This window comes from Eubacteriaceae bacterium Marseille-Q4139 (assembly GCA_018223415.1).
In the GTDB taxonomy this organism is placed as follows: domain Bacteria; phylum Bacillota; class Clostridia; order Lachnospirales; family Lachnospiraceae; genus CABSIM01.
Genome location: JAGTTQ010000001.1, coordinates 2777356 through 2792601, shown reverse-complemented (window position 1 = coordinate 2792601; position 15246 = coordinate 2777356). Strand labels below are relative to the sequence as shown.

Here is a 15246-nt window from a genome sequence, read left to right as displayed (position 1 = left end):
GGCTACTCCCTCTTTGCCATGGTTTTTTCTAATTTCTTAAACAGCCGCACAAGGACGATCACTGCCGCCGCAGACAGGATTAACTCTGCCGTAAGCTGTGCGTAGGCCAGGCCGTAAAGCGGGAACAACTGATTTAAGATATACAGGGCCGGAATTTCCAGCACAATTTTCCGGAGCACGGCAAACAGGAACGCATATTTTCCAAGGCCCGTCGCCTGGAACACGGCCACCGCGATAAAGTCCATGCACAGGAACGGAAGGCCCAGGCAGAAGCCTCTGAGGAACCGGCTCCCGTATGCGATGATGCTCTCGTTCTTCATGAACAGCCGCACCATCACGTCTGCGCCCAGGAAATAGCAGACGGAAACGGTCGTGATGAACGTAAGGGCAACCTTGATGGAGAAGGTCAGCGTCCCTTTCATGCGCTTAATGTTTCCGCTGGCGTAGTTATAGCTGATGAGCGGCATGATGCCCTGGGAAAGGCCCAGGGATATGTAAAGGGGCACCTGGTTGATTTTCTGGGTGATGCCCATGGCCGCAACGGCATCGGAGCCGAAGGCCGACGTAAAGTTGTTTAAAACCGTCATGCCGGTTACGTTAAGCAGGTTCTGGATCGAGGCCGGAATCCCGACGCCGCAGACGCCGATGACGATAGCCTTGTCCAGCCGGAACATTTTCGGGTTGATGCAGACATAGGTTTTCCCGCGCTTTACAAACAGCAGCACGAAGAAGTACAGGCAGGCCACGCAGTTGGAGAGGAAGGTGGCGAGACCGGCACCCTCTGCGCCCATGTTGAGCCCCCACGGGAGGATGAAAAACGGGTCAAGGACGATGTTTAAAAGGCAGCCGCTCATGGTTCCGATACTGGCATGGAGAGCGGAGCCCTCGGAACGAACCAGGTATGCCATGACGACGTTTAAGATTGCAGGCGTCGCACCGAAGGTCACTGTCCATTTCAGATATCCGGCTGTCTGGACAGACGTCTCGGCGCTGGCCCCAAGAATCACAAGGAACTGTTCCTTAAATACGGTAAAGCCGACGGAAAACAGGATTCCAAAGAAGACGGCGCAGTAAAAACCGAAGGCAGAGCTGCGGTACACCGTATCGTAGTCTCTCCGGCCGAGGGCCCGGCTCATCATGCTGGAGCTGCCCACGCCGAACAGGTTGTTGACCGCATTGAAGGCCAAAAGCACCGGCGCCGCTAACGTCACGGCTGCGTTTTCGATGGGGTCGTTAAGCATGCCTACGAAATAGGTGTCGGCCAGGTTGTAAAGCACCATGACCAGGGAGCTTAAAATTGTCGGGACTGCAAGCTGCATGACGGCGCGCGGAATCGGCGTCTGTTCAAACAGCACGAGTTTCTGTTGATCTTCCATGTTTTCCTCTCTTTCTGAAGCCTCGCTTCGTTCTCGTTTTTTCGTGGAAATGGCGGCCGAAAAGGCTTCTGGCCTGCCGGCGGCATTTCTTTTTGGCGTATCTATTATTGTACTACAAACCAGGGCACAATTTCCAGTCCTTCTTCCGTTTTTCTTTCCTGACCAGAAAATTCACTTGAATAATGAAAACAAATACGGTACGATAAACTTCAGGACTTTTATGGAATGAATCAGGAGGATTTCGCATTGAAGCAGAAGATAAAGAAACTGATCTGTGTTTTGCTGGCCTGCCAGCTTTTCGTCATTACCGCATACGCCAGGCCCGCCTGGCCGTCCGACACCGGCATCCAGGCAGAGGCCGGCATTGTCATGGACATGGATTCCGGCGCCGTCCTTTTCGGCCAGAACATCCACGTCGCCTATCCCCCCGCAAGCATCACCAAGCTTTTGACGGCCCTTGTCGTGCTGGAACACTGTGCGCTTGACGAGACCGTCACCTTTTCGGAGACGGCCGTAAACAGCGTGGAACCCGACAGCGGCAATAAACTGGGAAGCGTGGCCGGCGACCAGCTCACCGTGGAGAACTGCCTTTACGGGATGCTTTTAGTCTCCTCCAACCAGGCGGCCAACGCCCTGGCGGAGCACACGGCCGGCTCTATTTCTGCCTTTGTGGATCTTATGAATGAAAAGCTTACGGAGCTGGGCTGTGAAGAAAGCCATTTTGACAACCCCTCCGGCTTAAACGGCGACACCCAGTATGTGTCCGCCTACGACATGGCCCTGATTTCCCAGGCGGCTTTCAATAACCCGGATCTGCTTTCCATCAGCTCCACCTTAAGCCATAAGCTTGCCGGAACCACCAACTATCCGGGCGGCCTGACCGTCACCCAGGAACACCGGCTTTTAAAGCCTGACGACGACTATTACTATGCGCCGGCAAAAGCCGGAAAGACCGGCTATCTCATCGCCGCAGGGAATACGCTTGTGACATACGCCGAGCAGGACGGGCGGCGTCTCGTCTCCGTGATCCTGAAAGGCTCGCCGCGTCAGTATTTCTTAGACAGCACAGAGCTTCTCTCCTTCGGCTTCCGGAGTTTTCAGAACGTGGACATATCCGAGACGGAAGAGCGGTACGTGACAGGAGATGAGACCCTTGAGCTTCCAGGCGGCTCCTTTAAAGCCTCGGAGCTGATGATCGAGCCGGGAAGCCAGATCACGCTTCCGCTGGAGGCGGCTCTGGAAGACGCCGAGCTTACCGTCGGAGAGCTTCCGGAAAATCATCCGGAGCGGGCTGTCGCCCTGATGACCTATACTTACAACGAGCGGGTGGTGGGAACGGCGTTCCTGCTCACAAAGGAAGCACCGGCCGCACCGGCTGAGGCGCCGGAAGAAACTGTGCCGGCCGGAAACGAAACTCCTGGCGCTGAAACGGAACCGGCCATGCCGGCTTCTTCTGATGCCGCGGCGCGCGGTTCCATTTCCGCCGGTACCATCGCGCTTATCGTGCTGGCTGCCGTTGTCCTTGCGCTCCTTGGCGGCGGCGCATACTGGATCATACAGAACCGGAAAAAAGAGGCCGAAGCACTCAAAAGGCGCCGGGAACAGCGCCGCGAGAGGTTAAAGGCGGCCGGGGAGGAAGAGGAATTTGAACGGCTCCTGGCCGAGGCGAAAAAGAAGCGGAAATAATGCTCGGTGGTCGTAAAACAGTAATATGTGAATTTCTTGGAACAGGCATGATTTCGGTCATGCCTGTTCCGCTTTTATCAGTTCATCCACAGGAATGTAGCCCACAAGGTCATATTCGATATGTACCCTCTGTTTGCGCTTGCCGCTGGACTTATCCGGTGCCTCCACATAAACCGCTTTTACAAGCTCTCTGAGAGCATATGGCGTAAGTTCCGTGAGGTCGGTGTATCTATGTGCCCGCTGAATAAACTGTTCAAGATCTTCTATCTGTCGTTCCTGTACTTCGACTTCTTTTTGCAGATTTATGATTTCAACTTTGAGCTGCGCCTGCTCGTCCTCGTAGGTCTTGCTCATCATGGCAAAGCGATCATCGTTCAGCTTGCCCTTGGCGTTGTCCTCGTAGATTTTGATAAACAGGCGGTCAAGTTCCCCTATACGCTTTTCTGCCTGTGCCAGACGCTTCTTATATACCCTTATGGTTTCCTCGCTTTGCAGACGGAGTTTTTGCTCCATTCCCTCCCTGAAATGTGCTTCATATCGGGTCACATACGAGATAACCTCTTTCATGTGATTCCAGACCAAATCCTCCAAAACTACGGCACGAATATAGTGTCCACTGCACTTGTCCTTGTTGGCACGGTGAGTGGAACAGATAAAAAAGTCCTGTCGCTTTTCAAAGTACTTGGTGGTGGAATAGTAGAGCTTCTGCTTGCAATCAGCACAGAACACCAATCCCGAAAACGGACTGCTCTTGCCTGTTGCGGTTCGCCTGTGTCGCTGCTGACGAATTTCCTGTACCTTGTCAAAGACTTCCTGCTCGATAATGGCAGGATGAGTGTTGTAGAAAATCACTCGATTTTCTTCGGGATTCTCCCTCTGCTTCTTGTCCCAAATAGAATTGGTGTAGGTCTTGAAGTTGACCGTTGCGCCAATGTACTCTTTTCGTTCAAGAATATTGACAATGGTGCTTTCGTGCCAGCGATAAGGGTTCTCCGGCTCAGTGTGCGGTGTTTTCACACCTTGCTTGTTTTTGTATGCAGTAGGTGTGAGAACTTTATCTTTTTCAAGCTGGTCTGCAATTTGGCTTGGTCCACGCCCGTTCATACAGAGCGTGAAAATCTTCTTGACCACCTGTGCAGCTTCCTCGTCAATAATCCATTCCTTTGGATTTTCGGGATTTTTCATGTAGCCATATGGCACATGGACGGTCAATCGTTCACCACGCTCACCCTTTGCTTTTTGCACCGCACGAATCTTTCGGCTTGTATCTTTGGCGAAAAATTCGTTGAACCAGTTTTTAATACCGGCAATGTCACTGTCGGTGCTGTTGGGGTTGATGCTGTCAAAGTGGTCGTTGATGGCGATGTAGCGGACATCGTTCTGAGGGAAAGTGTAGTTGATATACAGTCCCGTCAAAGCGGAGTTTCGCCCAAGCCTTGACAGGTCTTTCGTAATGACCGTACCCACATGACCGGCTTCAATTTCATCAAGCATTTTCTGAAAACCAGGACGATCATAGGTCACACCGCTGTAGCCGTCATCAATGAAAAATGTCGGGTGGGGGAAGCGATGATCTCGTGCGTATTGAAGCAACATAGCCTTTTGATTTTGGATGGAATTTGACAAATCCTCTTTGCCGTTTTTCTTCTCATCCTTGGTGTCCTCTACGGACAATCTGCAATAAAGTGCTGTGATTTTGTCGGTTGCCCTTAACATTTCGTTATCCTCCTTCGGTTGGGCAACTGTCTGTACAGGATTGGAATTGTTGTTTATATCAAGAGAGGTGTCGTTATTCATTCGCCATCCTCCGTGATATCGGATTTATCATCGGCAGCGTTCTGCTCCATAATGCGTTTGAGCTTTTTATCAAGAGTTTCCGTGCCCTCATAGCTGCCTGTAACGGTATATTCTGCGCCGCCGATTTCATCCACGATTGTCAATTCGGGCAGCCAAAAGGCAGACAGATTTCTTACAACAATGTTACCGTTCTCATCAAACTTGATGTCACGCTTTGGTGCATCATCGGGGCGAGACTCGACCTTGGCATACGGGTCGGGATTGGAGAAGTAGTATTCGGAAACTTCCTCGTCATACTCTCCACTCGCAATCTGTTCTTCAAGAATCATATCGTCTATTTCTTCGGGAGTAAGCTCACGAACTTCTTCCTCTTTTTGTTTCTCATCCATCCTGTCGAGCCTCCTTTTCATTCGCTTTGATTCTAAAGTATCTCTGGGATAGCAAGCACAGCAGGTGTAACTGCACACTGTGATTTTTCAGAAAATACAGCCTTGCCGATTTTGCGAAAAATGTAAATCTTCCATCTGCGTACAAAGGTCAAAACAAAATTGGCAAGCAGTGCACGTGTGTACACACATCGTGCGTTTTGCAAATTTCAGCGAAGCTGACTTTTGCAAAAGCTTGTTGGGAAGCATCCCAAACCCTTTGACGATTTTTTCAAAATCGGCTACGCTCCTACGGAGCTGACATCATTTCAGATGGGAAAGAGAAAGCAGGATTTTTTTAATGCCTTCGTAAATTTCCTCCTGATTCTTTTTGATTTCTTCAATGTCAGCTTCGTAGATGTTACCCGTTGTGTTGAGCTGTTTGGCAATCTGGTTTTCGCTGTTGGATATCCGTTTCATTTTGGAAGTCAGCTCACGGAGTTCAGGCATATCCAAATTTACAACATACCCGTCGATTGCCATTTTGCGGAGATAGGCACTCATGTTGTCTGTTCCCATCTGTGCCATTTTCTGTTTTATTAGGTCAAGCTCTTTTTCGTTCACAAAGAATTTTACCTGTATCGGGCGCTGACGATTTCTGTTGTCTGGCATTATTAGCACTCCATATTTTGTTAATAAGTTTTAATGATTTCCTTTTATTTTTCTTGAGTAAGGTTGCTCTTTCCTAAATTGCATTTTGAGCACAACGTTTGCAAATTGTCAATAACCGTTTCTCCTCCCTTAGACCAAGGAATAATATGGTCAACCTGCAATTCAACAGCCTGGTCTTTTGCAGGGGAAGCTCCACATTTACAGCAGCAGAAATTATCTCTTTGTAAAACAAGAAACCTTAGTCTTAGGTTTATCGTTCGAGATGTTTTATGTTGATAGTTTAGGCTGTTCTGAGTAGCTGATGCATCAAGCGGTAATTTATCAACAGAATCTTCATGTTCGTCTCCATTTATATAGGTTACAAATGCCTTTAATGTATTCCGCCATCCGTTGAATCTTTTCTCATATGTTCCAATCGAAAAACGAGACATATCCCGCATTTGTGTATACGACGGCTGTCTGCCAAGTATTGTCCATATACGCTCAAGTTCTTCAAATAATTCTTCATTAGATATTCCAATTCTCGACCTTGATGCAGAAAGTCCAGCCATCTCTAAGCACTTAAACCATGAACCAAATCTTCGTGTTAACGTCGTAGAGTGAAAACTTCCATAATCATTATATTCATCTAAGGTAACAGTGTCTTTTTTTATAATTTCGGCCACATGTTTAAGATCGTCAATCAGTTCACTATCAGAAGAGTATCTATGATAATCAGTCACTTCAAACTTCATACTTACCTCACAATCCAGATCAACTTATCGTTTGTGTGTACACACTCCATTGTACCCACAAACGAGCGCATTTTCAAGAGATTGGTCAAAATTTATTGTGCTAAAGTAAAACTTTTCATGAACAAATCCTTGCCAAAACAAGAGCTACCCCGCTGAATGACAGGGTGGCTCTTGTTTGATAACTTTGATAACGAAAATCAATCAAGCGGCTTGTACTGTGTGACTGCTTTGAGATAGGCTTCTGGATCGCCGTTAAGGATTAAATCAGCATATGCGGCAGGGTCATTGTAGATAAGATAATCAAGTTCTGACCGCTGATACATATTGTTGGCTACCTCATTTTCAACGGCGATAGTATTAATAGAAACCATGCTGCCATCTGAAAAGCAAAGCTCTACACAAGCGGTATCAAGGTTAAATTCGCAAGATAACAGGTGTTTCATGGTGAATACCTCCGTATTTTTATATTTTGTTACAAAAAAGAACGATGCCGGTCATGCGACTCGACATCGTTCTTTTCATTGTTGTTTCCAACCCTGTCAGACAGATGCCGTAAAATAGTAATTTTTTAGAATTACTGTCTTACGAGCACCCATCTAAGGATGTGGGGTTCCTTAGAAAAAATCATAAGAAAAGGAGACTGAGTATGAAAACGGGATATTTATGGATCGCTGCCTGGCTTGTGTTTTATGCCTTGGGCTTTCGGACGGACATGCAGAAGCTTTTCGCAAACCGCGGGCTTCATATAATCGGAAAGGAGTATTACCGGCTGTTTACCGGGCTGCTTCTCCATGTAAATCTGTTCCACCTGGCTGTCAACGCCGCCGGCATGTACTTTGTCACCGGCTTTTTAAACGGACAGACGGAAGGATGGAAGCTTACGGTCTTTACTATCCTCTCCGGTACCCTCGCCAATCTCCTGTTCTCGGCCTTTTATCCCGAGAGCACCAGCATCGGCGGCTCCCCCGTCGTGTTCTCCCTGTTTGGGCTTCTTCTCGCGTTCCAGCTTCTGCGGCCGGAGCTTCCGCGGTTTCAGACGGGGACGGTGTATGCCTCCTGGATTCTCGGGATTGCCGTGCTTGGAAACATTCCCATCTTTTCTAAAAACCTTTCGACGTTCGTGATTCATCTGATGGCGTTTGGGTGCGGCTTTCTTTTTAGCGCTGCGGGAACTTGGGCGGGGATGTTTTAAGGGCGGCGTTTTAACAGGCCGCCCCTCTTTCTTTCGATCTTATGATTCACTTACGTCAATTCTCTCAATTTTAAAGATCACAGGCCTTGTACCGTCATTGCAGCAGGCAATCATGACTTTATCATCTTTTGTCCAGCCACGCATGATCGCCCCGCCCTGAAGAGCTGCATAAATATATCTGCTGATCGCATCCCAGGCTTCCGCGCAAAAGGGAACTCCTTCCGTTCCGCAGTGCATTGTTCCGGGGGACATCAGCACTCCCTCATCCGGCTTGCCGCTCTTTACCAGCGTTCCTGCGCCCATATGCCAATAATCATCCCTCTCATCATTTCGATAAAATAGAAATTCATCGCCGACATTGTAACAGGGACATTTTCCGCTGTCCGGGACGGCACAGTACCTGGCCTGTAACTCCGGAAATAACTTTTTGTCCAATACCGTAACCTTTACCTGATATTCCATTTTTGTATCCTCACTTTCCTTTGATTGCCGGATATTTTCAAACGCCATATTGAAACGGAACGCGTCGTTCCCAGCCTCCATGGCATCCTGTATCAATTTATCTGCCAGTTCTGACAAATTCTGTACTTCAGAAATATTCTGCATTTTTCACAGTAGATTATATGGTTTCAGCCTGCATATCTTCTGCTTCAAATGATATGCAGGCTGAAAGTTTTACGAAAAAATATATCTCGATTTATCAAACCCCTGTGTATTGCTTTGTGGGATAAAAGCTTAAAAACGCACCGGCACCCCCGCAGCCGCCTCGCCGATCCCGAACCGTCCCGCCGTCAAAGCTTCCGCCAGAACTTTCCGGTTCTCATCCGAGTTTTCCACCTGCCTTGCAAACACATGGCAGATTTCTGCCTGTTTGCCGTCCCATCCGCCTGCCGGGCGGCCGGACGTGCGCCACTCGGCAAAGTCCAGTTCCATCACCGCGAACGTGCAGTAAACCGCCAGCCGGACATTTCCGTACACATCCCCGTCATAGAGCGACGAAAGGAAAAACGAATAGATAAAGTATCCGAAGAGCCTCTCCCAATGGAGCGTAAGCTCCGGATTTTCCAAAAGGAATTTCTCCCGTTCCCCATCATACCGTGCCCGGCAGCCCGGCTCATGATAAAGAGTCTTCCGGCAGCGTTCCAGCATGTCCGGCCATTTGGGGCTGATGGGCGAAAGCCCGGAGAGAACTTCCATGAAATCTGCCATGAAAGCAAACCGGCTCTCTGCCTGCTCCCGCCTGTTTAAAAGACGGAGGAACTGCTCCGGCGCCGTATCGGCTTCATAGCGGGAAAGAAGCGTCAAAATCTCCTCCGGGCGTCCGGCGCGAAGCCGGCGCATGGCGTCATGTCCGAGGGAAAGAGCCATTAAGAGCCGCCCGTCCATGGAAAGCTTCCTGTTTTTCCCGATGCGCCAGAGCGTCTCCCGCATGGAAAGGAGAAGCGAAAGGAGTCCCTCGTCGATCCCCGCCATGGAAACCGGGCGGTTTGGCCTTTTCTTTACCAGATATTCCCCCTTTCCCTCAGAAATCACAAGCCTTGCGGCCTCCGGGCAGGAAAGAAGAAGCAGGCGCTCATGAAGCCTCCCGTAGTCCTCTTCGTGCCGCGGGTACCGCCTGCACGTTCTGCACATGGCGTCCTCGCCAAGCTCCGTGCAGATGCTGCAAAGCCCGTGGCCGTCTAAGAATGGGCAGAACCCGTCCGCCGGGACAAGATGTCCGTTTTTCGCATATTTTCGGAATTTTTTGCCTATTTCATCCCGGCGCATGGCTTCCCGCCGGTACCGCTTTCTCGTTTCCTTATCCAGCCGGATCTCCCAGCCTACGCAGCAGGTATCGGGACAGTCCCCCGCCAGACAGCGAAATTTTCCGTAATAATCCGGATACCGGATTTCCATACGCACCTCCTGATTCCCCGGCCGCAGACCAAAAAGCCTGTGTCCGGCCATTCTCATCATGCACGAAGGCCGGCCGTTTTGTGCCGGCCGGCCCGTCTCTTAGCTTTCTTTTGTAAAGTCCTCTTCGATCACCTTCCAGGCGGCATCCACGCTGAAATGTTCCCGGATGTAGCTCTGGGTCGCCTCGCTCATGGAAAGGCAGGTCTCAGGCGACTCGTAGATTTCCGTCACAGCCGCCGCGAACGCCTCCGGCTCATCGGCGATCCGCATGACATGCTCTGCCTCGGGAATTCCCTCGGCGCCTACGGACGTGGTAACGATGGCCGCGCCGTTATAGACGGCCTCTACCACCTTTCCCTTGACACCTGCGCCGTAGCGGAGCGGCACCACCACAACGCGGCACTCTGCATAAAGTCTCGAAAGCTCTTCCTCGGTCACAAAGCCTTTGACGATGATGCCGCTTCCCGGCTGTTCCAACGCCTTAATCTCCTCCGTTACCTTGGAGCCAACAACATAGAAGTTTACGGAAAGTTTTTCCCGGATTTTCGGGAATACCTCCCTCGCAAACCAGAGGACGGCGTCGGCATTCGGCGGATGGGCAAAGCCGCCCACGAATAAAAGCCCCTCCCGCTTTTCAAAGTCACGGTCAATGTTCTCCAAAAAGCTCTCATACACATACGCCGTGATGGCCTTCACAGGGATTTCCGGCTTCACCGCATGGATGGCTTCCTCTTCCACGTAGGACGGGTAATAGGAGACGGCCGCCTTTTCCATCAGCGAAAACTCGATGGATTTCCAGTAATCGGACTCCCGCTTTTTCTGGATATCCCCGGTCAGCTCGTATTCCCGGTATTCCCGCAGAAAATGCAGGTCATGGCCGTAGTAGATGATCTTGATATCCGTGTTTTTCTTTAAGAAATCCACGTATTTTGTGGCAATATGCGGCCTGTTTAAGTAGGCGAAATCAATTTCATCCTTATTTTTCATGATCCAGTCCCAGATGCCGGACTGGTACTCCGGGCCGTATAAAATTTCGATCCCCATCTGCTGAAGCGTCGTGGAATACGGCTCCTCGTGAAGGAAATTGTCGCCTAAGAACTTCACTGCATATCCCTTTTTGAGAAACATTTTCAAATACTGGAACGTGGTTTTGGAACCGGCGTCCTTATCGTAGGTGGGCACATAATGGTCAACCACAAGAATCACCGGTTTCCCCATGCTCCGCTCCCTGGCACGGAACGGGTTGGGATTTCCCGTGTTGACGCACTGCTTTTTGAATTCTTCGGCCCATTTTTCTTTTAATTTTTTGCTGTTTTCCACCTGGTACCGTTTTAAGCCTGTGCCGTTTACGTCGGTGCCGTTGGAAACGCCCTCAAAATGGATGACCTTGGAGAGCGGCTGGTAAACCACCCGGTAGCCAGCCTTTCTCACCTCGAACGCCAGGTCGGAATCCTCGCAGTAGGCCGGAGCAAACCGGTCATCGAAGCCGCCGATCTCCTTCCAGAGCTTCACGGATAACAGGATGGCCGCGCCGGAAATATAGTCCACGTCCTTCACATAGTTGTACTCGGCCTTGTCCGGATCATCCAACCTCCCGTAATTCCAGCCGGAGCCGTCGCTCCAGATGATGCCGCCGGCCTCCTGGAGCCGTCCGTCCGGGTACACCAGCTTGGAGCCTACCATGCCGATGGTATCGTCCGACTCGATTAAATCCACGAGGGACGAAAGCCACCCCGGCGTCACCTGGGTATCGTTATTTAAAAACATCACATACTTGCCGCGGGCTGATTTAGCCGCATTGTTGCAGTTTCTTAAAAAGCCCTGGTTCGTCTGATTCCGGCAGACGGTCACATTTTCCACATAGCGGAACAGTTCCTTCGTGGCGTCGGTGGACACGTCGTCGGCGATGATGACCTCGTAGGGCACGTCCTTCGTGTGCTCTAAAATCGAAAGCAGGCAGGCGTAAGTATAATGAATCTGGTTGTACACCGGAATCACGATGGAGACGATGGGCGCCTCTTCTTTCACAAACCGGAGCTTCCCATGCTCTAAGTATCCCTCGCCGATCTTAAAGTCGCCGCGGATGCGGTTCCTTCCGTCGGCGGAAAAATAGAGCTTCCCATATTTTCCGGGATGAAACATGGTGTTTTTGCAGTATTCCAGGATTTTCCGCTTCCTGGTGCCCTTGGGCATGACCTTATCCACTGCCTGATGGATTTTTCTTAACACCTTCCACATGACGGCTTCGTGTTTTGCAAGGTACTGAAGGGTCTTTGCAATCTCCGCGTTCTCCCGGCGCAGATCGCCGATGATGATGTCCAGGTTCGCCACGTGGTTGTTGGTGAGGCGCTGAACCTCCTGCTGTTTTACGATGGTGACATCCTTTTCTTCGATTTCCTGCTTTAAGGCCTCGCACCACTCCTTGACCTTATAAAGCTCGCTCTCACGGTCGAGAAGGAATTCCAAGGTCTTCGTCTCCTGCTCGTACTGCTTCATGTACTGGAAGCTGCCCTCGCCGTGGACGTAAGACTGGAAATGTTCCTCCATGGAAGCGAAAATTTCCTGAAGCTCTGGCCCGATGCCGAAGCGAGAAAAGATTTCCTCCTGTCCCGCCTTTAAAATCCCCTCATAGCGGCGGTAAAAATATAAAAGATTCCGGTAATGAAGGAACTTTGCCGGAATCGGAAAGTCGAACACCCACTCGTAGTCGATGCCGTAAACTGTCCCGTCCGAAATCATCAGGTTTTCAAAAAGCCCGTCCACGTTGGAAACCGGCACAGCACGATCCGAAAATTCCGGCACCTCACCGAAGACGGAAACAAATTCCGGCGACGGATGGAAAACCTTTGCGTCACCGTCCTCCGTCCCCGAAAAATCCTCCGGAAACACCAGCCGCATAGCCTCAAAAAGCGCCTCATAGGGCACCTCACCCATACGGATTTCTTTCCCCAGGCGGTCTCCTACGGTCTCTCCCTCAAGGTACGGGAACCCGACGGTTCTCCCGTCTTCGGAAAACCGCGGCTCTAAAAACCGAATCCCCGGATTCAAATCCCGGATTTTCTCATATTTATCACGAAACGAACGGATATGGGCGGCTCCCGCCTCTGTGAGCGCCGTCTTTTCCACGAAAAGCACGCCGTCCTCCCGGATGATTTCCGTCTTTAACTGGAATTTCTCCGCCCGCGTTCTGTTATATTTTACATACTCAATCCGTCTCATAGGTTCCCTTTCTCCCAGACGCCAAGGAATGAATTGGCAAATTTCGTGAACTCCCCGTTCTGGCACGCCTTCGCCATGGCCTCCTCCTCGCTTCCGAACCAGAAGCCGGGCCCGTCAAGCCGCGCTGAAATATTCGTCACGTCGCCGGTCTTCGGAAGATAGGCGTCCGAGTAAAGCGTCACCGGGTACCGGTAATCCGGCACAGGATAATAAATCAGGTAATCCCCGCCGTGCGCTGCCTTCAGTTCTTCAAACAGTCCTCGGAATTCTGCCTCCAAAAACGCTTCTTCCGTGTGTCTCGCTCCCATCCAGTAGCGGACGCCTGCCTCGTTTTCCGCCGCCGCAAAAAGCGTCCCGCCGGGGCGGAGGAAGCCGGCCGCCCAGGAAAGGATCCTGGATGCCCATTCCTTTTTGTTCTGTCCCAGGTATCCGATGAGAATCACATAGTCAAAGGGCGCCTTCATGAGCTCGGAGACCGGCATTTTTTCATGCCGCCTACCGGTTTGATGAGTCTCCCCTTCTCCGGCGCCGCCGCCAAAGTACTCCCGGTATTCCTGCTCCCCGAACCCGTCTGCAATCACGGGAAGCCCCGCTCCATCTGTTTCTTCGCCTGCCATCCGCCCGCGCACGTACCGGATATTTTCCCTGTCCTTATGGCGGAGCCGGTTCACTTCCAGGTTCTCGTCGCGGCCATCCAACACCACGACCTCCCCGGCTTTTTTAGAAAGAAGTCCCGTGAGCGCCCCGTAGTCAGAACCGATCTGGAGCACCCGGTCTTCCTTTTTTATCTCTGCCCACTCAAGCAGGTTTTCCCGCAGGGGCGAAAACGCATAAAGGCACTGCGGGCTTTTCTCGCCCGCCAGTGCCGCCTGCTCGTCCCCGTCATATTTCTTTAACAAATCCAGAATTTCATAACTGTAATCCATCATGACTGTCCTCTCGTCAGCTTCGCCTCCACCTGGGATTCCATGTCGTAGACGCCCACGGTGTTTTTATTGGAAATCACCGTAATATTCGCCACGTCATAAAGCCTATGGTACACCACAAGCTCCTCGCCCTCAAAGCCGGTACAGCTCATGGAAAGCAGGTATTCCCCGCCCTGAAGCGTCATTTTCTGGGTGAAGGAAACGTCGTAGATATCGCCGGATTCCACCGGCTTCACGTCCGTCCCCTCGTACATGGTGTTGGTGCCGGAAAGCTCCGTACCCTTTTTATCTTTAATGGTGTACGTAAAAATCGGGTTCTTTAACGGCGCATGGAAGCGGATCCGCTCCCGGATCGTGAACATCTCGCCTTTTAAAAGGAGATTCGTTAAGTTCCCCCGCGCGTCCAAAAGCCCAAGGTCAAAAATCTCCGCCCGGCCGTCGCCGTACTCAGTGCGGTTCTCGTTGATGGTGATTTTCTCCTTCATAAGCCCGCCGCCGTCGGCTGCCCCGTTTCCGGCTGCTCCCCGGCCATTGGCCGCACCTTTATCTGCGTCTGGCTGGCTGCCGTCACCGGCCGTATTGCCGTCTTCATCCATCCCGCCGGAATAGTCGTTTTCCAGCTCTTCCCTCAAAGAATCCATCTGGTTTGCCAGAATCTTCTTATATAAGTCCACCATGCGCCCGGCCGGCCCCTCGGCGATGAACTCGCCGCGGTTTAAAAGCACCACCTTGTCGCAGTATTTGATGATGCTGCCCATGTCGTGGGTCACCATGAGGATCGTCGTGCCGCTCTTTCGGATTTCCTCCATCCGGCGGTAGCATTTGGCCTGGAAGAACACGTCGCCGACGGAAAGGGCCTCGTCCACAATCAGGATTTCCGGCTCCACGTTGATGGCGAGGGCAAAGGCCAGCCGCACAAACATACCGCTGGAATACGTCTTCACCGGCTGGTAGACGAAATCCCCGATATCAGCAAAGTCCAGGATTTCCTGAAGCTTTTCATCCATCTCCTTTTTCGTGAAGCCCATCATAGTGCCGTTCATGTAAATGTTCTCGATGCCGGTATAATCCATGTTGAAGCCGGCGCCTAACTCTAAAAGGGCCGAAATCTTCCCGTCCACCATGACTGTGCCGGTGGTCGGCGTCAGGACTCCGGTGATAATCTTTAAAATCGTGGATTTCCCCGAGCCGTTTGTCCCGATGATGCCGACGGTCTGGCCCTTTTTCACGTCAAAGGACAGCTTGTTTAAGGCGAAGAAATCCTTGTGATATTCCTTGTGGGTAAGACTCAGGGACTCCTTCAGCCGGTCAATGGGCTTTTCGTACAGTCTGTATATTTTTGTCACGTCTTTTACTTCAATGGCATTTTCAGACATGGTCCCT

Annotated in this window: 13 protein-coding genes; 2 read left to right on the top strand and 11 right to left on the bottom strand. The window is 51.1% G+C overall.

The annotated features are described in order from the left end of the window. Positions 1-2 precede the first annotated feature (2 nt). A complete protein-coding gene (locus KE531_13180) occupies positions 3-1376 on the bottom strand; it encodes an MATE family efflux transporter (GenBank protein MBR9954549.1) in 1374 nt (457 codons plus the stop codon). A 246-nt stretch (positions 1377-1622) separates the two neighbouring features. Here KE531_13180 and KE531_13175 point away from each other — a divergent pair, with 246 nt between their 5' ends. Continuing rightward, on the top strand, positions 1623-3062 hold the full coding sequence (locus KE531_13175; GenBank protein MBR9954548.1) for a D-alanyl-D-alanine carboxypeptidase: 1440 nt from the start codon (positions 1623-1625) through the stop codon (positions 3060-3062). 57 nt (positions 3063-3119) lie between these two features. On the opposite strand, the gene KE531_13170 is transcribed toward KE531_13175, so the two are convergent. The 5 genes from KE531_13170 to KE531_13150 form a co-directional block, all read right to left on the bottom strand. Further along, complete coding sequence (locus tag KE531_13170) at positions 3120-4859, bottom strand: recombinase family protein (protein ID MBR9954547.1); 1740 nt, start codon at positions 4857-4859, stop codon at positions 3120-3122. Then, on the bottom strand, positions 4856-5248 hold the full coding sequence (locus KE531_13165) for a hypothetical protein (protein MBR9954546.1): 393 nt from the start codon (positions 5246-5248) through the stop codon (positions 4856-4858). Before KE531_13165 ends, KE531_13170 begins: the two co-directional genes overlap by 4 nt. Positions 5249-5548: 300 nt before the next feature. Beyond that, a complete protein-coding gene (mobC, locus tag KE531_13160) occupies positions 5549-5896 on the bottom strand; it encodes a plasmid mobilization relaxosome protein MobC (protein MBR9954545.1) in 348 nt (115 codons plus the stop codon). A gap of 44 nt (positions 5897-5940) precedes the next feature. Beyond that, entirely contained in the window at positions 5941-6630 is a 690-nt protein-coding gene (locus KE531_13155) for an HNH endonuclease (protein MBR9954544.1), read from the bottom strand. A 197-nt stretch (positions 6631-6827) separates the two neighbouring features. After that, a complete protein-coding gene (locus tag KE531_13150; GenBank protein MBR9954543.1) occupies positions 6828-7073 on the bottom strand; it encodes a hypothetical protein in 246 nt (81 codons plus the stop codon). A 203-nt stretch (positions 7074-7276) separates the two neighbouring features. Here KE531_13150 and KE531_13145 point away from each other — a divergent pair, with 203 nt between their 5' ends. Next, complete coding sequence (locus tag KE531_13145) at positions 7277-7822, top strand: rhomboid family intramembrane serine protease (protein ID MBR9954542.1); 546 nt, start codon at positions 7277-7279, stop codon at positions 7820-7822. A 39-nt stretch (positions 7823-7861) separates the two neighbouring features. Here the strand turns inward: KE531_13145 and KE531_13140 are convergent, their stop codons facing one another. From KE531_13140 to KE531_13120, 5 genes are all read right to left on the bottom strand, one after another. Beyond that, positions 7862-8284 carry a TIGR04076 family protein gene (locus KE531_13140; GenBank protein MBR9954541.1) on the bottom strand — a complete coding sequence of 141 codons (423 nt, stop codon included), beginning with the start codon at positions 8282-8284 and terminating at the stop codon, positions 7862-7864. A 273-nt stretch (positions 8285-8557) separates the two neighbouring features. Then, positions 8558-9718: a flagellin lysine-N-methylase gene (gene fliB, locus KE531_13135; GenBank protein MBR9954540.1), complete on the bottom strand. Its 1161-nt coding sequence runs from the start codon at positions 9716-9718 to the stop codon at positions 8558-8560. A gap of 99 nt (positions 9719-9817) precedes the next feature. Further along, a complete protein-coding gene (locus KE531_13130) occupies positions 9818-12937 on the bottom strand; it encodes a glycosyltransferase (GenBank protein MBR9954539.1) in 3120 nt (1039 codons plus the stop codon). Beyond that, positions 12934-13866: a hypothetical protein gene (locus tag KE531_13125; protein ID MBR9954538.1), complete on the bottom strand. Its 933-nt coding sequence runs from the start codon at positions 13864-13866 to the stop codon at positions 12934-12936. The genes KE531_13130 and KE531_13125 overlap by 4 nt, the downstream gene beginning before the upstream one ends. After that, positions 13863-15239 carry an ABC transporter ATP-binding protein gene (locus KE531_13120; GenBank protein MBR9954537.1) on the bottom strand — a complete coding sequence of 459 codons (1377 nt, stop codon included), beginning with the start codon at positions 15237-15239 and terminating at the stop codon, positions 13863-13865. The genes KE531_13125 and KE531_13120 overlap by 4 nt, the downstream gene beginning before the upstream one ends. Positions 15240-15246: the final 7 nt, after the last annotated feature.

Bases quoted from the DNA above. Each gene is read 5' to 3' on its own strand.
- KE531_13180 (MBR9954549.1), bottom strand. From the start codon at position 1,376: ATGGAAGATCAACAGAAACTCGTGCTGTTTGAACAGACGCCGATTCCG.
- KE531_13170 (MBR9954547.1), bottom strand. From the start codon at position 4,859: ATGAATAACGACACCTCTCTTGATATAAACAACAATTCCAATCCTGTA.
- KE531_13165 (MBR9954546.1), bottom strand. From the start codon at position 5,248: ATGGATGAGAAACAAAAAGAGGAAGAAGTTCGTGAGCTTACTCCCGAA.
- mobC (MBR9954545.1), bottom strand. From the start codon at position 5,896: ATGCCAGACAACAGAAATCGTCAGCGCCCGATACAGGTAAAATTCTTT.
- KE531_13155 (MBR9954544.1), bottom strand. From the start codon at position 6,630: ATGAAGTTTGAAGTGACTGATTATCATAGATACTCTTCTGATAGTGAA.
- KE531_13150 (MBR9954543.1), bottom strand. From the start codon at position 7,073: ATGAAACACCTGTTATCTTGCGAATTTAACCTTGATACCGCTTGTGTA.
- KE531_13145 (MBR9954542.1), top strand. From the start codon at position 7,277: ATGAAAACGGGATATTTATGGATCGCTGCCTGGCTTGTGTTTTATGCC.
- KE531_13140 (MBR9954541.1), bottom strand. From the start codon at position 8,284: ATGGAATATCAGGTAAAGGTTACGGTATTGGACAAAAAGTTATTTCCG.
- fliB (MBR9954540.1), bottom strand. From the start codon at position 9,718: ATGGAAATCCGGTATCCGGATTATTACGGAAAATTTCGCTGTCTGGCG.
- KE531_13130 (MBR9954539.1), bottom strand. From the start codon at position 12,937: ATGAGACGGATTGAGTATGTAAAATATAACAGAACGCGGGCGGAGAAA.
- KE531_13125 (MBR9954538.1), bottom strand. From the start codon at position 13,866: ATGATGGATTACAGTTATGAAATTCTGGATTTGTTAAAGAAATATGAC.
- KE531_13120 (MBR9954537.1), bottom strand. From the start codon at position 15,239: ATGTCTGAAAATGCCATTGAAGTAAAAGACGTGACAAAAATATACAGA.